15 protein-coding genes are annotated in these 19,146 nt (G+C 64.9%); 8 read left to right on the top strand and 7 right to left on the bottom strand.

The window, feature by feature from the left end:
- The first annotated feature begins 17 nt into the window (after positions 1-17).
- Positions 18-1,202, top strand: a complete 1,185-nt coding sequence (locus FLO80_RS03680; RefSeq protein ID WP_111363773.1) for an FAD-dependent monooxygenase — start codon at positions 18-20, stop codon at positions 1,200-1,202.
- A gap of 10 nt (positions 1,203-1,212) precedes the next feature.
- On the opposite strand, the gene FLO80_RS03675 is transcribed toward FLO80_RS03680, so the two are convergent.
- Positions 1,213-1,884, bottom strand: coding sequence for a haloacid dehalogenase type II (locus tag FLO80_RS03675; RefSeq protein ID WP_246156548.1), 672 nt, complete (start codon positions 1,882-1,884; stop codon positions 1,213-1,215).
- Positions 1,885-2,046: 162 nt separating this feature from the next.
- Positions 2,047-3,315: a molybdopterin molybdotransferase MoeA gene (locus FLO80_RS03670; protein ID WP_111363775.1), complete on the bottom strand. Its 1,269-nt coding sequence runs from the start codon at positions 3,313-3,315 to the stop codon at positions 2,047-2,049.
- A gap of 560 nt (positions 3,316-3,875) precedes the next feature.
- On the opposite strand from FLO80_RS03670, the gene pseB reads away from it, so the two are divergent.
- Positions 3,876-4,877, top strand: coding sequence for a UDP-N-acetylglucosamine 4,6-dehydratase (inverting) (gene pseB / locus FLO80_RS03665; protein ID WP_111363776.1), 1,002 nt, complete (start codon positions 3,876-3,878; stop codon positions 4,875-4,877).
- Positions 4,874-6,031, top strand: coding sequence for a UDP-4-amino-4,6-dideoxy-N-acetyl-beta-L-altrosamine transaminase (gene pseC / locus FLO80_RS03660; RefSeq protein ID WP_111363777.1), 1,158 nt, complete (start codon positions 4,874-4,876; stop codon positions 6,029-6,031). Before pseB ends, pseC begins: the two co-directional genes overlap by 4 nt.
- Before the next feature lie 24 nt (positions 6,032-6,055).
- Here the strand turns inward: pseC and cysG are convergent, their stop codons facing one another.
- On the bottom strand, positions 6,056-7,492 hold the full coding sequence (gene cysG, locus FLO80_RS03655) for a siroheme synthase CysG (RefSeq protein ID WP_111363778.1): 1,437 nt from the start codon (positions 7,490-7,492) through the stop codon (positions 6,056-6,058).
- Positions 7,493-7,692: 200 nt separating this feature from the next.
- Here cysG and FLO80_RS03650 point away from each other — a divergent pair, with 200 nt between their 5' ends.
- Positions 7,693-8,724 carry a glycosyl transferase family protein gene (locus FLO80_RS03650; RefSeq protein ID WP_342781709.1) on the top strand — a complete coding sequence of 344 codons (1,032 nt, stop codon included), beginning with the start codon at positions 7,693-7,695 and terminating at the stop codon, positions 8,722-8,724.
- Between the two features lie 106 nt (positions 8,725-8,830).
- Positions 8,831-9,268 carry a hypothetical protein gene (locus FLO80_RS03645; protein ID WP_111363780.1) on the top strand — a complete coding sequence of 146 codons (438 nt, stop codon included), beginning with the start codon at positions 8,831-8,833 and terminating at the stop codon, positions 9,266-9,268.
- An 85-nt stretch (positions 9,269-9,353) separates the two neighbouring features.
- Here FLO80_RS03645 and FLO80_RS03640 read toward each other — a convergent pair whose 3' ends face one another.
- The 4 genes from FLO80_RS03640 to FLO80_RS03625 form a co-directional block, all read right to left on the bottom strand.
- Entirely contained in the window at positions 9,354-9,578 is a 225-nt protein-coding gene (locus FLO80_RS03640; protein ID WP_111363783.1) for a sulfurtransferase TusA family protein, read from the bottom strand.
- Between the two features lie 316 nt (positions 9,579-9,894).
- The gene (locus FLO80_RS03635) at positions 9,895-10,767 is read right to left on the bottom strand and encodes a dimethyl sulfoxide reductase anchor subunit family protein (RefSeq protein WP_111363786.1); all 873 of its coding nucleotides are present in this window, start codon (positions 10,765-10,767) and stop codon (positions 9,895-9,897) included.
- Positions 10,767-11,498, bottom strand: coding sequence for a 4Fe-4S dicluster domain-containing protein (locus FLO80_RS03630; protein ID WP_111363788.1), 732 nt, complete (start codon positions 11,496-11,498; stop codon positions 10,767-10,769). Before FLO80_RS03630 ends, FLO80_RS03635 begins: the two co-directional genes overlap by 1 nt.
- Before the next feature lie 163 nt (positions 11,499-11,661).
- Positions 11,662-14,496, bottom strand: coding sequence for a molybdopterin oxidoreductase family protein (locus tag FLO80_RS03625; protein WP_111363790.1), 2,835 nt, complete (start codon positions 14,494-14,496; stop codon positions 11,662-11,664).
- A 1,026-nt stretch (positions 14,497-15,522) separates the two neighbouring features.
- Between FLO80_RS03625 and FLO80_RS03620 the strand changes: the two genes are divergently transcribed.
- The 3 genes from FLO80_RS03620 to FLO80_RS03610 all read left to right on the top strand — a co-directional run bounded on the left by FLO80_RS03620 (position 15,523) and on the right by FLO80_RS03610 (position 19,089).
- A complete protein-coding gene (locus FLO80_RS03620; protein WP_370331724.1) occupies positions 15,523-16,212 on the top strand; it encodes a sugar transferase in 690 nt (229 codons plus the stop codon).
- A gap of 179 nt (positions 16,213-16,391) precedes the next feature.
- Entirely contained in the window at positions 16,392-17,795 is a 1,404-nt protein-coding gene (locus tag FLO80_RS03615; protein ID WP_111363797.1) for a hypothetical protein, read from the top strand.
- A gap of 7 nt (positions 17,796-17,802) precedes the next feature.
- Positions 17,803-19,089 carry a glycosyltransferase family 4 protein gene (locus FLO80_RS03610; RefSeq protein ID WP_111363799.1) on the top strand — a complete coding sequence of 429 codons (1,287 nt, stop codon included), beginning with the start codon at positions 17,803-17,805 and terminating at the stop codon, positions 19,087-19,089.
- The last annotated feature ends 57 nt before the right edge of the window (positions 19,090-19,146 follow it).

Here is a 19,146-nt window from a genome sequence, read left to right as displayed (position 1 = left end):
CGTAGGACGGTGACTCCATGAGCGAGAGGAACGAGCCACGACTCGACGGTTTGCGCGCCCTCGTGGTGGGGGGCGGCATTGGCGGGCTGACGCTGGCGCGGGCATTGGCGTTGCGCGGGGCGCGGGTCAGGGTTCTGGAACAGGCCGGGGCCATCGCGGAGGTCGGCGCGGGTCTTCAGATCAGCCCCAACGGCGCGGTGGTGTTGCGCGCGCTGGGGCTGGAGGAGGCGCTGATCGCTGCGGGGGCGGTGCGGGGCCGCGCGGTGCAGCTTTGCGATCATCACGGGCGAGAGGTCACGCGGCTTGACCTGACGCGACAGGGCGGGGCCTATTACCAGGTCCACCGGGCCGATCTGATCGGGGTGCTGGAGGCGGGCGCGCGCGCGGCGGGGGTCGAGATCGAGCTGGGCGCAGAGGTTGCGGATGTTGCGGACGGGCCCGAGCCGGTCGTGACGCTGGCCGGTGGGGGCGAGCGGCGCGCCGACCTGGTGATCGGGGCGGACGGGGTGCATTCGCGGCTGCGGGCGGTTCTCAACGGGACCGAGGCGCCGTTCTTTACCGGGCATGTCGCGTGGCGGGCGGTGATTCCGAACGACCTTGGGCTGGGGCCGGTCAGCCGCGTGCATATGGGGCCGGGGCGGCATGTGGTGAGCTATCCGTTGCGTGGCGAATCGCTGATCAACGTGGTGGCGGTCGAGGAGCGCCGCGGCTGGATCGCCGAAAGCTGGAGCCAGCGCGACGAGCCAGCCAACCTGCGCGCGGCTTTCGCCGATTTCGGGGCGCCGGTGCAGGAGATGCTGGCGCGGGTCGAGACCTGTCACCTGTGGGGGCTGTTCCGTCACGAGGTTGCGCAGAATTGGCATGGCGAGGGCGTGGCGCTTCTGGGCGATGCGGCGCATCCGACGCTGCCGTTCATGGCGCAGGGCGCGGTGATGGCGATCGAGGATGCATGGGTTCTGGCCGATGCGCTGGCGCGGGCGGGAACCCTTGGCGAAGGGCTCGCCGCGTATCGGCAGCGCCGCTTTGCGCGGGTCCAGCGGGTGGTCAACACCGCGACGGATAACGCATGGAAATATCACATGAAATTCCCGCCCCTGCGGTTCGTGGCGCATAACGTGCTGCGGCTGTCGGGGAAGGTGCGCCCGGACATGATGCTGCGCCAGTTCGACTGGCTTTACGGCCATGACGTGACGGCGGGCTGAGCGGGGACGATCAGGACAGCCGCGCCGCGAGGTCGTTGAAATCGTCGGCCACGATGTCCCATTCGGCATCGGGGGCAAGGTCGGTGGTCTGGCCGGGTCCGTGTTCGGCGGGGCGGGGGACAAAGGCCGTCTTGAGCCCTGCGGCGCGGGCGGCATGCAGATCGCCGTTATGCGCCGCGACCATCATCACCGCGTGGGCGGGCAGGCGCAGCGCGGCGCAGGAGGCGAGATAGACCGCCGGCTTGGGCTTGTAATCCCGCGCGATCTCGGCCCCGAGGATGCAATCCCACGGCAGTTGCGCGTACCGCGCCAGCCGGGTCATGAGGGCGATCGAGCCGTTCGAGCAGGGGGCGATGATGCGGGTTTGGCGCATGGCGTTGAGTCCGTCCGTCACATCCGGCCAGGGGTCGAGCCTTTCCCACGCGGTGTTGAGGCTGTCGGGGGCCTCCACCCCGAAGTTCTGCGCGGTGCGGTGCAGGTTTTCAAGGTGCAGATCGTCGAGCGGCACATAGCCCCGCCCGCCGTCGCGGATACGGGCCATGGCGGGGTCATATTCGGCGCGCCATGCTTCGGCAAAGGCGGTGGCATCGACGCCGGGCAATTGCCGCGCGACCGCGCGGGCGACCGAGTTGCGCCAGTCGACGCAGGTGCCGAACACGTCGAAGATGAGCGCCTGTATCATCATGGGGCCTTTGCGTTTCGAGATCGGGTCGGGGAAGGGTATGACGTTTCGCGGCGGACGTGAACCATCAATGCCATGGCCGCGGCGCGTGTTCCCGGGGCATTGATGACTGCCGCTCATGGATCGGGGGTGTCCCGAACCGCCTGCACCCGCGCCCTTTTGTCAGAAGGGCAGGAAGTCGATCAGAGCACCCTCGGGGAGTGTCGTGGCCTCGGCGGGGATCAGGGCAAGACCGTCGGCCTGTGCCAGAAGCGCGATTCGCGCGGAAAACGACGCGGTCATGAGGCGGACCCGGTCAAGCCCGTCGGCGCCCGGGCCCAGCAATTGCGCGGGGCGAAACTCGGACCGGCCGGGGCGGCGATCGAGGCCATCGGACAGGCGGACGCGATCGAAGGTGAGGCCCGGTTCGGCAAATCCGGCCAGCGCGCGCAGGATGGGCGCACCAAGGCAGGTCCATGTCACGAAGGCCGCAACCGGGTTGCCCGGCAGGCCGACATAGAGGGCATCGCCCAACCGGCCGAGGCCCACCGGCTTGCCGGGCTTGATTGCCACGCGCAGGGCGTCGACCTGGCCGCCCGCGTCGCGCAGGAGGCGGGGCATGTGATCCTCGTCCCCGTCGGCCATGCCGCCGGTCGAAATGACCATGTCGGCGTCTCGGGCCGCCGCGACCAGCGTTGCGGCGAGCTTTGCGGGGTTGTCGGGCACGGCGCCCATGTCGTGCAGGTCGATCCATGGGCTGGCGAGGGCGGCGGCGAGCAGGTAGCGGTTGGAATTCCAGATCTGGCCCGGCGCGAGCGGATCGCCGGGGTCGCGCAGTTCCGACCCGGAGCAGAACAGCGCAACCCGCACGCGGCGATGCACCGGAACCCGGGCCCAGCCACTTGCCGCCAGAACGGCGGCTTCTCGCGGGCCGATCACCCGGCCCTTGGGGAGCACGACGCCGCCCTTGGGCAGATCCTCGGCCTGGCGACGGATGTTGAGACCGGGCGCGGGGCGGGTTTCCAGCAGGATCGTGCCGTCCAGCCGTGTCACATGTTCCTGCATCACGATACAGTCGGCACCTTCGGGCACCGCCGCGCCGGTCAGGATGCGCAGGCAGGTGCCGGGGGGCAGGGGCGTCCCGGCCTCGCCCGCCGCAACGCGACCGGCGACCGGCAGCGACCAGGGCGGCGGGCCGATCAGGTCGGCGGTGCGCAGGGCGAAACCATCCATCGCCGAATTGTCGAACGGGGGCAGGGGGACCGGCGAGCGCGTCGCATCCGCCGTGACCCGGCCGGTGGCCGTGGCGAGGGGGACGTGATCCATGCCGCTCACGGGATGTGCAAGGCCGAGGCCGATGGCCTGTGCGTCCTGCCAGGACAGCAGTGCCGAGGCGGCGCCCGCATCGCAGTCTGCGAGGTCGCGATCGGTCGGTTTGGGGGTGTCGGTCATCGGGTGCCCCGCCGCAGATGCCGGAGGTTGAAAGCGCGGGCGAGAACGGCGGTGGCCATGGTCATGACTCGTTCGACGTGCACCCGGTGGGCCGCGCCCTGCCGACCGCGTTGCGGAGCGGCACCGTCAAGACGACCCATCCGAAGACCCGTCACCGTTTACCCCAGTATGCCATGCGCTGTCTCCTCGATCTGCACCCTGTCGTGACATGCGAAACGTTGCGCCTCAACACGTCTTTGCGCCCGATGGGCATTCGATGGGCGATTTCCGCGCATGATCCATGCCACGGCGGTTCTGGCCCGCCCCGAAACCTTTCACAAGACCCGAAACAGGCCGCGGTCCCGATGGGGGGGCGCTTTCGTTGACCTGAGTGGGGCCGGGTGCGGGTTTGGCCGGAGGGATCACGGTAGAGACGTCGAAAATCCGCCGATCCGGGCGAGCCTGCGCAAGGGTTTTGACTTCGAACAACGGGAGGGCTATGAGGCCCTTATTCTGCAGCTTGTCACGTTCGGGAAAGTGGGCTACGGAGTGGCAAAAAAAATCATTAGGAGAACTGCTAAATGTTTGACAACAAAACAGTATTTATCACTGGTGGTACGGGCAGCTTCGGCAAGAAATATGTTCAAACCCTGCTGGATCGCTATTCGGTCAAGAAAATCGTCGTCTATTCGCGTGACGAGCTGAAACAATTCGAGATGGCGCAGACCTTCAACGCGCCCCAGATGCGTTATTTCATTGGCGATGTGCGTGATCGTGACCGGTTGGTCTCGGCGATGGAAGGGGTGGATTACGTCATCCACGCCGCGGCGCTCAAACAGGTGCCGGCCGCCGAGTACAACCCCATGGAATGCATCAAGACCAACATTCATGGCGCCGAGAACGTTATCCAGGCCTCCATTGCCAACAACGTGGAAAAGGTCATCGCGCTGTCCACTGACAAGGCGGCGAACCCGATCAATCTTTACGGTGCGACCAAGCTGGCTTCGGACAAGCTTTTCGTTGCCGCAAACAACATGGTGGGGTCACGGCATACGCGCTTTTCGGTTGCGCGATATGGCAACGTGGTGGGGTCGCGCGGATCGGTCGTGCCGTTCTTCGAGAACCTCAAGGCGCAGGGCGCCAAGTCGCTGCCGATCACCGATTTGAACATGACCCGGTTCTGGATTTCGCTTCAGCAAGGCGTGGATTTTGTGCTCAAGAATTTCGAACGCATGCATGGCGGTGAAATTTTCGTGCCGAAAATCCCCTCGGTGCGTGTCCCTGACCTGGCCAGGGCGATCGCGCCTGAGCTGGACCAGCACGTTGTCGGCATCCGTCCCGGCGAGAAACTGCACGAGATCATGTGCCCGGGCGACGACAGCCACCTGACGCTGGAGTTCGAAGATCACTACGTGCTTCAGCCGACGATCACGTTCTTTGACCGCAAGAACAGCTATGGCAGGAACGCGCTGAACGAAGAGGGCACGCCGGTGTCACAGGGGTTCGAGTATAACTCGGGGGCCAACGAACACTTCCTCACGGTTGACGAGATCGTCGAGTTCAACAGGATGGCGATGTCATGATCCCCTATGGCCGTCAGGATATCACCGAGGCCGATCTCGCCGCGGTCCGTGACGTCCTTACAAGCGACTTCATCACGCAGGGCCCCGCGATCGCGGGCTTCGAGGAGGCCCTGGCGGGGTATTGCGGGGTGCGGCACGGGGTTGCGATGAATTCGGCGACATCGGCGCTGCATGTGGCTTACATGGCGCTGGGACTGGGGCAGGGGGACCTGCTCTGGACCTCGCCCAACACGTTTGTCGCTACGTCGAATGCCGCGCTTTATTGCGGGGCCGAGGTGGATTTCGTCGACATCGACCCCGATACCTACAACATGTGCCTCGATAGCCTAGAGGCCAAGCTCGAGGCGGCCGAGAAGGCCGGACGTCTGCCCAAGGTGGTCACCCCGGTCCATTTCGCGGGCCAGTCCTGTGACATGGCGCGGCTGGGGGCACTCAGGGACAGGTACGGGTTTGCGGTGGTCGAGGATGCCAGCCACGCGGTCGGCGGCAGCTATGGCGGTGCGCCGGTGGGAAATTGCGCCCATTCCGATATCACCATCTTCTCCTTCCATCCGGTCAAGATCATCACCACCGCCGAGGGCGGGATGGCGATGACCAACGATGACGAACTGGCGGCGAAGATGGCCATGCTGCGCACCCACGGGATCACCCGTGATCCCGCGCGGATGCGGGGTGAAGGTGACGGGCCGTGGTATTATCAGCAGACGATGCTGGGCTATAATTACCGCATCACCGACATGCAGGCCGCGTTGGGCCGCAGCCAGCTGACCCGGCTGGACAGCTATATCGACGCCCGCCACGCCCGGCGCGCGGTCTATGACCGGGAATTGGCCGATTTGCCGCTGAAGCTTCCCTACCAGGCCGAGTACCAGCATTCGGGGCTGCATCTCTACCCGGTGCTGGTGACCGACGCGGCCCCGGTGGATCGCGCCACGGCCTTCGCCCGGCTGCGTGAAATGGGGATCGGGGTGAACGTGCTTTATATCCCGGTTTATCTTCAGCCGTGGTATCAGGATCTCGGCTTCAGGCCCGGTCATTGTCCGAATGCCGAGGATTATTACCGGCGGATGATCACCATTCCCATGTATGCGACACTGGGCGCGGACGACCAGCAGACGGTGATCGACAGGCTTCGCGACGTGTTCGGCGGCTGATCGCGTTCAGTCCGCCGGGGGCTCTCAGAGATCGAACCTCTTGGACGAGGCGAGGCTCATTTCATGGACCGCGTCGTCCACGCCCCAGTTGAGCGTGTCGCGCAGGCGCACGACCGAACCCACGAGGATCATCGACGGGCCGGTGATCCCGGCGGCGGTGACACGGGTGGCGATATCGGCCAGCGTACCGGTGACGACGCGCTGATCGGGGCGGGTGCCGTTCTCGATCACCGCGACGGGGGTGCTCATGTCGATGCCATGTGCGGCAAAGCCGCCGGTCAGCGCGTCGAGCGCAGAAAGCCCCATGTAGATCGCCGTGGTCTGGCCCGGGCGCACCAGCACCTCCCAGTCGAGCCCCAGCACGCCGTCGCGGCCATGGGCGGTGACCATGACGCAGGATTGGGCGTGGTCGCGATGGGTGAGCGGGATGCCCGCATAGGCGCCGCATCCGGCGGCGGCGGTGATGCCGGGCACGACCTGAAAGCCGATGCCTGCCTTGGCCAGCACCTCGATCTCTTCGCCGCCGCGCCCGAAGATGAAGGGATCGCCCCCCTTGAGGCGCAGCACGCGGTTGCCTTCGCGGGCGAGGCGCACCATCCGCGCGGAAATCTCTTCCTGCGACATGGTGTGATCCGACGGCGCCTTGCCGACATAGATGCGTGTCGCGTCGCGGCGCACGAGGGCGAGGATGTCCTCGCCGATCAGCCGGTCATAGAGCACGACGTCGGCGCGTTGCATCAGGCGCAGGGCGCGGAAGGTCAAGAGGTCGGGATCGCCGGGACCGGCCCCGACCAGCCAGACCTCGCCGGTGGACTGGCTTTTGCCCGAGGCGGCGTCGGCCAGATCCTGTTCGATCCTTGCGGTCGCGCGAGCGGTGTCGCCGGCGAGGAAAAGATCGCCTGCCGGGCCTTCGATCATGTTCTCCCAGAAATGCCGCCGTTCGCGCCCGCCCGGGAAGGTCGTGGCGATGCGCGCGCGGAACTGGCCGACGAATCGCGCCAGCCGCCCGAACGTGGCGGGCAGGGTGGATTCGATGCGGGCGCGCAGGATGCGGCCGATCACGGGGGCCACGCCGCCGGTCGAGACCGCCACCACGATGGGCGAGCGGTCGACGATCGAGGGGGTGATGAAATCGCACAGCTCGGGCCGGTCGGCGATATTGGCAAGGCAGCCCTCTTCGCGCGTCCATTGGTAGAGCCGGGTGTCGCGGTCGTCGTCTTCGGAGGCACCCCAGACCACGAACGCGCCGCGAACATCCTCGCGCGTGGGCAGGCGGGCGTGATGGGTGACCTCGGGATCGCCCAACTGCATCTGGAGTTCCTGCGTGGGGTGGGGATCGAAGACCCAGACCCTTGCCCCGGCAGAGCGCGCGCGTTCGACCCGGCGGGCGGCCACGGTGTCGCCGCCATCGACCACGACCTTCTTGCCCTTGATGCCGAGAAAGATGGGAAGATTGTCCATGGTGCTTGCTTTCGGTTGGGTGAGGCGGGGACGGGCGGGGTCAGGCGTTGCCGTTCGGCCCGGCGCCCCGGCCTCGTCGGTGTGCAGGGCGGTGTCGCCCGAGGATGCCCTGACCCGGGGAGAGGCGCAAGCGGTGGTCGGCGGGCGTCGGCGCCTGGCACCTTGCCCGCCGACCGTTCCGATGCGACTGTGACCAATGACTGATCCAAGGGGGCCGCGATGAACGCGCCGACGCCGCATCCGTTTTCGAAATTCGTGGCCATTCTGGGCCGCGGCAAGACCAAGCAACGGCATCTGACGCTGAGGAAAGCGTCGAGGCGATGGAGATGATCCTGCGCGGCGAGGCGTTGCCCGAGCAGATCGGCGCGTTCCTGATGCTGCTGCGGCTGAAGGAAGAGGCGCCCGAAGAGATCGCCGGGTTCACCATGGGCACGCGGCGGACGTTTCAAGTGCCCGATGACATTCCGCTTGTCGATATCGACTGGTCCTCTTATGCGGGCAAGCGGGTTCAACTGCCGTGGTTCGTGCTGTCGGTGATGGCGCTGGTCGATGCGGGTCATTCGGTGCTGATGCACGGGACCGAGGGGCATACGGCGGGGCGGATCTATACGCGCGGGGTGTTGGAAGGATTGGGCTTTCCGGCGGCGGGGACGCTGTCCGAGGCGGCGGACCAGGTTCGGGCGCGGCGGTTTGCCTATGTGCCGCTCGAGGTGATGAGCCCGGCCCTGCGCCATCTCATCGACCTGCGCCCGGTTTTCGGGCTGCGCAGCCCGGTGCATTCGTTTTCGCGCATGCTCAACCCGTTCGATGCGCCGACGGTGATGCAGGGGATTTTCCACCGGGGTTTCATGGACATTCATTCCGGCGCGGCGCGGCTTCTGGATATTACCAACATGGCGGTGTTTCGCGGCGAGGGCGGCGAGATCGAGCGTCGGCCCAACAAGCCCACGCAGGTCTGGACGACCCATGGCGATGCGGAGCCGGTGATCGAGAACTGGCCGCAGATCCTGTCCGAAGGGCATCAGCCGCCCGACGAGGGGATGGACACCGGGCGCCTTTTGCAGGTCTGGCGGGGCGAGGTTGCGGATCGCTATGCGGAGGCCACGATCACCGGCACCATCGCGGTGACATTGCGCACCATGGGCAAGGCGGGGTCATTGGCCGAGGCCGAGGAGATGGGTCGCGCGCTCTGGTCCGCGCGCGACCGCGATTTCCTGCCCGCGCGCGCATGATCGACGCCTCGCGACGGGGCAGCGTGATGGCGCAGGGCGGGGTTAATCATATGAAAGCCTTGATCTGCAAGAATGCCCCAGTGAAGGCAAAGGGGCAGGTGCGGAGATGGAGCGCGACACCGACTGGATACGACCGGTTGTGATTCTCGTCCTGCTGGCCGCACCGGCCATCGGTGTTCGCATTGCCAGTCATTTCTCGGATGATCCGCATCTTCAACCGCTCGCGATCAGTTCGGAGCGCGGCGCCTCTGCGAGCGGCGGGCGGGTGGAGTCCGGGCTGGCCATGGTCGAGGTGGATGTGGATTGGGGTCAAGACTGGACCGGGCGGATGAGCCGGGTCGAGCTGCGCGATGCGATTGCCCGGTCACTGTCAAGCCAGACCGACCTTTACCGGGTCCGGTTCCGCGAGGCGCCGGGGGCGCGGATCGGCGTGTCTTTTCGGGTCGGGCCGAATGTCTTTGGCCCCTATCCACCGGGCGGGATGCGTGATGGCATTCATTCGGCGCTGGTTGCGCTCGACATCACGAACCGGTCGAAACGCTGAGTGATGGACATGCTCAACCGCGTGCGCCGCAGGTTGCGGAGCATGGGGGAACAGGCCGGATTGGCGGTCTCTTGGGGGGCGCGCGTCAGCCGCGCCGGATCTCGAACCTGTAGACATCGCCGTTGGAGGACTGGCTGAGAAGCTCGTTTCCGGTCTGGTTGCAGAAGGCGGCGAAATCAATGACCGAGGCGGGATCGGTGGCCTCGATCACAAGAACCTGGCCCGTGTTCATGGCCTTGAGGGTCTTTCTCGTCTTGAGAATGGGCAGCGGACAGATGAGCCCTTTCGCATCCAGAATTCGGTCGGCCATGTCGTCATCTCTCCTGCCACGGGATCGCGTGTCACCTGTTTCCATAACGGGCTTCGCATCGGATTGCAGCGTTTTTCGGGGATGACTTGCGCACCGGCCGGCTGACATCCGGCTGTCGGGTGACGCGAGCCGCAGGGCGGGGGAACACCCGTTGACGCGACATGCGGCGGGCCGCCCCCCGGCGCACGGCCCGCCCGCCCTCCCCCGTGCGCCGGGGGGCTTTGCGCTTTGAGGTTCGGCGTTGCGATTATGGCGAGGCCGGTTTGAGTATTTTTCCCAAGAAAGAGCGGGGGCTGGAGGCCTGTCGGGATGGTCGCTACTTGCCGTAATAGAGGCGCACCACGTGGGAGGCCTCGGCGAAGAAGAGCCAGCGGGCGGCGAGAAGCCCGACGAGGTGGAGCGCGATCACCGGGAGGGCGAGCGCGTGGGTGGCGGGGAAGATCGCGATCAGGGCCACCGGCAGCACCACGGCGCAAAGCAGCGCGATGACGCGCAGTTTGAGCGCGTGTTTGCGCCCGACGGTGAAGGCCATTTCCTTCAAGAGGTAATTCTGCCCGGTATGGGGCGATTCCAGAAGGCGGGTCTTGCCGATGCGGCCGAGGCCGGTGGCGGTCTCGATGGTGCTTTCTCCGGTGGCGCCGCGGGCGTCGCCCTGCATCCATGCGAGGACCTGCATGATGCCGAGGATGGCGAGCAGGATCGCCGCGGCACCGAATTGCCCGGCCAGCAGCGCGCCGCCGCCGAGCGCCCAGAGTTGAAACAGGATCGGGGTGAGCGGGGTGTTCCAGCGCGGAACTGACTTGAGCTGGGTGTAGATCATCGAGGTGGTGAAGACGGTGACGAGGGCGAGCCCTGTGCCGAGCGCGCCGATGGCGGGCAGGCGGGTGGCGAAGAAGATCGTGCCGATGGCGTGGATCGCGATCACCGAGAGCGAGAGGATCGCCATGATGCCTTCGCGCGAGAGCCACGAACTGCGCCATTGCGAGAAGGCCTTGATCGCGTTTTTCGGGTTGGCGAGGTGGAGGACGGAACTCAGGAGTCCGCCCACGGCCAGCGCGTAACCGATGAAGTAGAAGGTGAAGGCGACCCAGCCGGTGACGGGGGGAAGGCCGAGGCCGAGCCATGCCAGAAGGCCGAACCCGAGGCCGGAGAGGGCGGTGAAGAGGATGACGGAGGGGGCGGGGTGCATCAGATAGCCTCCAATGCCTTGTCGAGCCAGGCGAGAAAGCCCTTGGGTTCGCTATGGGTTTCTTCGAGCCGGGCCTCGGAGGGCCTGTCCTTGGGGCGGGGGGGCAGGTACTTGTTGACCGGCTTGGTGCCCATTTCGGGCATGAGGTCGATGCCGCCGCGTTCGGCGACGAGTTTCGAGACATTCGAGTCGGGATCGGCGAAATCGCCGAAATGCCGCGCGCCGGCGGGGCAGCTGCGCACGCAGGCGGGCACGCGGTCTTCCTCGGGGATGTTCTCGTTATAGATGCGGTCGATGCAGAGGGTGCATTTCTTCATCACGCCCGAAAGCTGATCCAGTTCGCGCGCGCCGTAGGGGCAGGCCCAGGCGCAGAGGCCGCAGCCCATGCAATCGTCTTCGTTGACCAGAACGATGCCGTCCTCAGTGCGCTTGTAGCTGGCGCCGGTGGGGCAGACGGTGACGCAGGGGGCGTCGTCGCAATGCAGGCAGGATTTGGGGAAATGGATGGTCTGGGAACATCCGGTTTCGGGCTGGGCCTCGAAGCTGTGGACACGGTTGAGGAAGGTGCCGTGCGGTTCGGCGCCATAGGCGTCTTCATCGGAAAGCGGTGTGCCATAGTTCGAGGTGTTCCATTCCTTGCAACTCACCACGCAGGCATGGCAGCCGACGCAGGTGTCGAGGTCGATGGCGAGGCCGAGTTTCTTTTCGGTCGATGTGGGCAGGGTGGTCATGCGGTGCCCCTTCTGACTTGAGTGGTGAGGGCCGGGTGATGGCAGGGTGTCCCCGTCGCGCAGCGACGGGACGCGCCCGCCCGCCCCATGGCGGGCGCGTTCGCGCCCACCCGGGCGGGTGCGTCCCGCCGATTGCCGGTGGTGTGCCTGGTCGGAGACGTGCTCATTTGAACTCCTCTCCATAGGCGATATCCTTTGGCCCCTGGCCCACGGGCGATGCCTGTGCCGGGTGCGCGGGTTCGCTGACATGATCGCCCGGCGGGGCCTTTTCGATACGCACGCGCAGGTCGAACCATGCGGCCTGACCCGTGACCGGGTCGGAATTTGCCCAGCGGCGGCCATCGCCCTTTTCCGGCAACAGCTCGTTGATGAGGTGGTTGAGCAGGAAGCCTTGCGTCGCCTCTTGTGCGTCGTCCGAGAGCGCCCATGCGCCGCGTTTCTTGCCGATGGCGTTCCATGTCCAGACGGTGTTTTCGTTGAGCGCGTCCATCCGGGCGACGCGGGCCTTGATGCGGCCATGGGGCGAGGTGACATAGGCCCAGTCGTCACCTTCGGCAAAGCCGTGGTCTTCCCAAAGCTTGCGGGGGATGAAGAGCCTGTTCACGCCGGTGATCTGGCGCAGCCATGCGTTCTGGCTCCCCCATGAGTGATACATGTGCATCGGGCGCTGGGTCAGGGCGTGGAGGGGAAATTCGCCCTTGTCGGTGGCGGCCTCCTCGAAGGGTTCATACCATTCGGGGAGCGGCGTCATTGCGGATTTCACCTGCTCGCGCAAATGGTCGGGCGGCTGGATCTTGCCATGGCCCTCGGCGGCGCGTTGCAGTTTGCGCAGCGGTTCGAGGTAGAGGTTGAAGACGTAAGGTGCGGCGGCGTCGAAGAGGCCGATCTCGACCGCCCAATCCTGGTAATGCTGGTTCCACGGCTTGTAGAATTGCGCGTTCTCGGGGATGTGGTTGATCCAGAAGCCGCCGTTTTCGATGTATTTCTCGATCTGGTCGGGGTTGGGTTCCCCACGTCCGCCCTTGTCGCCATCCTTGCCGCGCCACCCGGCGAGCGGGCCGACGCCGGGGCGGCGTTCGTGGCTGACCATGTAGTGGGCGTAGTCGCGGAATTTCTGGCTGCCATCCTCGTTGACGAAGCCCGGCAGGCCGAGACGCCCGCCCAGATCGCAGAGCGCGGATTGGAAGCCTTTCACATCGCGGTCCGGTTCGACCACCGGCCAGCGGATGGAGTCGGCCGCCGCCTCGGCCTCGCAGATCGGGCGGTCGAGGAGGCTTATGCAATCGTGGCGTTCGAGATAGGTGGTGTCGGGCAGGACGAGATCGGCATAGGCCACGGTTTCCGAGGAATAGGCATCGGAATAGATGAAATGCGGGATCACGTAGTCGCCGTTTTCATCGGTGTCGGTGAGCATGTTGATCACCTGTGACGTGTTCATCGTCGAGTTCCACGCCATGTTGGCCATATACATGAAGAGCGTGTCGATCTTGTAGGGATCGCCCGCATGGGCGTTCGAGATGACCATGTGCATGAGGCCATGGGCGCTGAACGGGTTTTCCCAGGTGTAGGCCTTGTCGATGCGCTTGGCGGTGCCGTCGTCGTTCAGCAGGAGATGTTCGGGGCCGAGCGGATAGCCGAGATGCGGGCCGTCGAGCGGCTTGCCCGGCTGGTGGGTGGCATGGGGTTTGGGGTGGGATTCGGGCGGTTTGGGGTAGGGCGGCTTGAAGCGGAAACCGCCCGGAACCTCGACCGAGCCCAAGAGGATTTGCAGGATGTGGAGCGCGCGGCAGGTCTGGAACCCGTTGGAATGGGCGCTGATCCCGCGCATCGCGTGAAAGGAGACCGGGCGGCCGGTCATGGTCTTGTGCTGTTCGCCCTTCCAGTCGGTCCATTCCACATCGAGGGTGATCTCTTCGTCGAAGGCGACGTGGGCCAGTTCGGCGGCGGTGGCGCGGATCTTTTCGGGGGTGAGGCCGCATTGGGCGGCGATGTTGGCGGCATCGTATTGCGGGTCGAGATATTTCTCGGCCAGAAGCTGAAACGCGGGTTTGTAGGTGATGCCGCCCTTGCGCAGGTGACCCGCGAGATCGGGTTTGATGCCTTTCGCATCGTATTTTGCGGGTTTGCCGGTGGCGCGGTCGATCACCTGTGGCGTGCCATCGGCATCGCGCAGGAAAAGGCCGTAATCGGGATCGTCCGCGTTGTCGTTCACGAGGAACCCGGCATTGGTGTAGCGGGTGAGGTAGTCGAGATCGACCTTGCCGGCCTTCAGAAGCTCGTGGATCATCGACAGGATGAAAAGCCCGTCGGTGCCGGGCGTGATGCCGATCCAGTCATCGGCAATGGCGTTATAGCCCGAGCGGATCGGGTTGACGCCAATGACGCGGCCGCCGTTCTTCTTGAGCTTGCCAAGACCGATCTTGATCGGGTTGGAGTCATGATCCTCGGCCACGCCGAAGATCATGAAGAGGCGGGTGCGGTCCCAATCGGGCTGGCCGAATTCCCAGAAGGCGCCGCCCATCGTGTAGATCCCCGCCGCCGCCATGTTGACCGAGCAGAAACCGCCATGCGCGGCATAGTTGGGCGTGCCGAACGCCTGTGCCCAGAAGGAGGTGAAGCTTTGGCTTTGGTCGCGGCCGGTGAAGAAGGCGAGTTTCGAGGGGTCGGTGTCGCGGATCGGTTTGAGCCAAGAGGCTGCGATCTCGTAGGCCTCGTCCCAGGTGATTTCCTCGAACTGGCCCGAGCCGCGCGGGCCGGTGCGCTTCAATGGCGCGCGCAGGCGCGAGGGCGCGTAATGCTGCATGATCCCGGCGCTGCCCTTGGCGCAGAGCACGCCCTGATTGACCGGGTGATCGCGGTTGCCCTCGATATACTTGATCTTGCCATTCTCGAGATGCACGTCGATGCCGCAACGGCAGGCACACATGTAGCATGTCGTCTTGCGCACCTCGTCCGAGACCTTGGGAGAGGGGCGTGCCGCGATCCTTGTATCCGTCATGTGATGGCCCTGTTCCTGATCGTTATATCGCGATATCCGAATGTGACGTCACCCTAGGTGGCGAAATCCGCAACTTCCAAACGATTATTCTATGAAACGACATCATGACACCGTGAAATGTGATGGATATTGGATCAGTGCCTGTGCTGTTGGTGGTTTGGCGCCTGTAATGACCGGGGTTTTGCCCGTGACGGGGCAGGGTGCCGGGTATGAAAAATGCGGCACAAGCATGGCAGTGATTCGGTCAAATCTGGCGAAAATGCGAATCAAGTTGCGCTGATTTCGGGATTTTGACGAGGCGGGGTCCGAGCCGGAGATCAGCTTGCGACTGGCTCGCACTCGCCTTTGGCGTGTCTGTTGCTGGCAAGGAAACGGTCTGCACAACAGGGGTGCTCGGGGAAATCGGGCGAGATTCGGCCTTGTCCGTGGCGAAACGGGACTGCAAGAGGATCAACAGTTGCAACCTGTTCCTGTTTTGGAACTGGAATATCTGTTGCCGCGTGGCGCGCTTTGGAAACATTCCCGGTGTATTGTTTCCTGTATCCCCACAAAGGAGTCGAAAACCGAACCGGAAAATTGTGCCGAGGGTCGGCTTTATCCATGGCCACAGAACAGTGCGCAAAACCGGGCGGTGGTGGAGCCTTCGAGGGCGGGGTGTCGGCGGGGTTCTCGGTAGGGTTGAAATCCGCGCTGCGTGATCGGCTATCGATTGGATGGGTTGCCCCTATCTATCGGCCAGATTGACTGTGAGGGGGGGTGTCGGCACAACATGGTGTATCTGCGATGGTTCAGATCATCATGTTTTTCATGCGTTTGGGGCTAGACGCATGAAGCGATCCAACCGGAAGCGGAGCGCATGCGGGGCCTTCCCTCATGCGAGGGAAAATATGTGACACGGCTCTGCTGCTATTCGAGTCTTTTCAACGAAACCGCCTGACAGGGCGGGGAAACTGCTGGTCGGGTAGGCGGTATAGCTTTGGCTTTCATACGCAATGCCTGTTGCGTATCACTTGGGGAATTTTAGTTGTGAGTCAACATGTTGCTGACATTTTCGATGCCGCCCGGCTAAAGCGGCTGATTGAGAGCGATGCCCCGATCCGCAAAGGGCAGGGTGCCTATCGCAACTGGGTCAAGCGTGTGCTGGATGTGGCGATCGTGCTGATTGCGCTGGTGCCGACCGTGGCGATCCTGGTGCCGCTGATGGCGATCATCGCGCTCGATGGACGGTCGCCGATTTATGTCCAGAAACGGGTGGGCAAGGATGGGCGGGTGTTCCGCATGTTCAAGTTGCGCTCGATGGTGGCGGGGGCCGATCAGGTGCTTGACGCCTACCTGGCGCGCGATGCCGAGGCCAAGGCGGAATGGGACCGCACCCAGAAGCTCAAGTCCGATCCGCGGGTCACGGGGTTCGGGCAGTTCATCCGCAAGACATCGCTTGACGAGTTGCCGCAACTGCTCAACGTGCTTTGGGGCGACATGTCGATTGTCGGGCCGCGCCCGATGATGGTCGAACAGCGCGAGATCTATCCCGGTGCGGCCTATTACGAAATGCGCCCGGGCATCACCGGTTTCTGGCAGGTGAGCGAGCGCAACGAGAGTTCGTTCTCGGAACGTGCCACCTATGACACCAATTATTTCCGCCAGATGTCCCCGATGACCGATTTGCGGGTGATCGCGGCGACGGTGAAGGTGGTCCTGCGCGGCACGGGATATTGATGAGCCGGAGGGAGGGCTGATCTCTCCCCGGTTCTGAACAATGTCCGGGTTTTCGGCTGTATCGTATCGTGACTTCTGACGATCTCCGGTGTGCGCCTGCCGGAAGGGCGGGACAGCGTTTCAATTGACTGGTAGGGTTGTTCGACGCCTTAACGAGCAGCCGGGATGCAGGCCCGAACATGCCCAACAGCTTTGCCCTGATCGTGCTGGCCTTGTGGCCGCTGGTGACGATTTTGATCTTTCGTCGCCTTGAGATCGGGCGGGCGGTGATCTGGTCGCTTCTGCTGGCTTACCTGTTCCTGCCACCGCCGCCGGCCATGTTCGACTTTCCCATGATGCCGGCGCTGTCCAAGGAAACATTGCCGTCGATCAGCGCCTTCCTGGTGGCGCTGGCGATGCGCGGGCGCGATTTGCGGCTGTTGCCCCGGTCGAACCTTGCCAAGTTGTTGATGGTGGTTTTCGTGGTCAGCCCGCTGGCCACGGTTCTGACCAATGACGAGCCGGTGGTCTGGGGGCGGGTTGTCCTTCCGGCGCTGCGGCTGACCGAGGGGATCGCGTTGATGGTCAACCAGGCGATGCTTTTGATGCCTTTCGTCCTGGCGCAGAATTTCCTCGGCCGCGCGCGCGATCAGCGCGACATATTGATCGCGCTGTTGCTGGCGGGGCTGGTCTATTCGGTGCTGATGCTGGTCGAGGTGCGGCTGAGTCCGCAGCTCAATGTCTGGGTCTACGGTTATTTCCAGCATATCTTCGAGCAGATGGTGCGGGCCGATGGCTACCGGCCCATCGTGTTCCTGTATCACGGGCTGTGGGTGGCGGTTTTCGCGCTGATGGCCGTGGCCGCGGCGGCGGCGCTTTTTCGCGAGACGCAAGGCAGGCTCAGGGGTTATCTTCTGATGGCCACGGGATATCTGTGGGTGGTTCTGGTGCTGTGCAAGTCACTGGCGGCGCTGGTCTATTCGCTGGTGCTGGTGCCGTTGATCCTGTTCAGCGGGCGTTTGTTGCAGTTTCGCGTGGCGGCACTTCTGGCGATTCTGGCGGTCGGTTATCCGGTCCTCAAGGGGAACGGGTTCATCCCCACGGATTTCCTGCTCGAGCAGGCGGAAGCGATCGACCCTGAGCGGGCGGGATCGCTGGAATTCCGGTTCGACAATGAGGATGTGCTGATGGAGCGCGCCTATGAAAAGCCGGTCTTTGGCTGGGGAAGCTGGGGGCGCAACCATGTGCACGACCCGGTTTCAGGTCAGATCCTGACGGTGACGGACGGGCGTTGGGTGATCACCATCGGGGTGTTCGGCTGGGTTGGGTTCTTTGCCGAGTTCGCGCTTCTGGCGCTGCCGCTTTTCATCCTTGCGGGGCGCAGTTTCAAGCGGCCGGACATGGCGCGGATCTCGCCCTGGCTTGGGCCGCTGGCATTGATCCTCGGGTTCAACCTTTTCGATCTTTTGCCCAACGCGACGATCACCACGCTGACCTGGTTGCTGTCGGGGGCGATGTTGGGGGCGCTGGACCGGGGGATTTTCAGGCGGGCCAGCGACGCGCCGCCGCCACGGGGCGCGGACGGATTGCGCAGCATCATGTGAGGTGGGGATGGCAGCGCGCAGGCGCATATTGGTGATCGCGGAGGCGGCGAACCCGGAATGGGTGAGCGTGCCGCTGGTGGGCTGGTCGCTGGCCACGGCGCTGCGCGAGGTGGCGGATGTGCATATCGTGACGCAACTGCGCAACCGCGAGGCATTCCTGCGCGCCGGCGAGGTCGAGGGCGAGACATTCACCGCCATCGACAGCGAGGCGTTGGCGCGGCCGATGTGGAAGCTGGGCGAGGCGCTGCGCATGGGGCAGGGCAAGGGCTGGACCATGGTGCAGGCGGTTTCGGCGCTGTCATACCCCTATTTCGAGCGGTTGGTCTGGCGCCGGTTCGGGGCGGCGATCCGGGCGGGAGATTATGACGTGGTGCACCGGGTGACGCCGCTTTCGCCCACGATCTCATCGCCGCTGGCGGGCAAATGCGCCGGGGCCGGTGTGCCCTTCGTTTTGGGGCCGCTCAATGGCGGGGTGCCATGGCCCAAGGGGTTCGAGGCCGAGCGGCGGCGCGAACGCGAATGGCTGTCCTATATGCGCGGCGCCTACAAGGCGCTGCCGGGGCGGGGGGCGACGCTCGACCATGCGGCGGCTGTGGTGGTGGGGTCGCGCCATACCGAATCCGAGATACCGGCGCGGCATCGGGGCAAATGCGTCTATATCCCCGAAAACGGCATCGATCCGGCGCGGTTTTCGCTGGTGGCCGCGCCGGAGGGAGAGGTGCTGCGCGCCTGTTTCGTGGGGCGCATGGTACCCTACAAGGGGCCCGACATGCTGCTTGAGGCGGCGCTGCCGTTGTTGCGGGCGGGGCGGATGCGGATCGAGATGGTGGGCGATGGGCCGATGCTGGCGGGGTTGAAGGAGTTCGCCCTGCGCGAAGGGATCGGTGAGGCGGTGAGCTTTCACGGCTGGATGGCGCATGAGCGGGTGCAGGAGGTGATGGCCGCCTGTCACATGCTGGCCTTCCCGTCGGTGCGCGAGTTCGGCGGCGGTGTGGTGCTCGAGGCGATGGCGTTGGGGCTGGTGCCTCTCGTGGTCGATTATGCCGGGCCGGGCGAACTGGTGGCGCCGGGCTGGGGGATGAAGGTGCCGATCGGGCCACGGGCGCGGATCGTGGAAGGTATGCGCGCAGCACTTGAGCATTGCGCCGATGATCCGGCGGCATTGGCGCCGCTGGGGCAGGCGGCGCGGACCCGGGTCGAGGAAAAATTCACATGGGCGCAGAAGGCGCGCCAGATCGCAGGGATTTACGAGTGGGTTCAGGGGGCGGGCGACAAGCCCACCCCTTTCGATTGAGCGCGCCGCAAATCCCCCGGCGCACGGCCCGCCCGCCCMCCCCCGTGCACCGGGGGA

Source organism: Aquicoccus porphyridii, from assembly GCF_008369105.1.
GTDB classification, from domain to species: Bacteria; Pseudomonadota; Alphaproteobacteria; order Rhodobacterales; family Rhodobacteraceae; genus Aquicoccus; species Aquicoccus porphyridii.
This window is presented reverse-complemented; position numbering and strand designations above follow the sequence as displayed.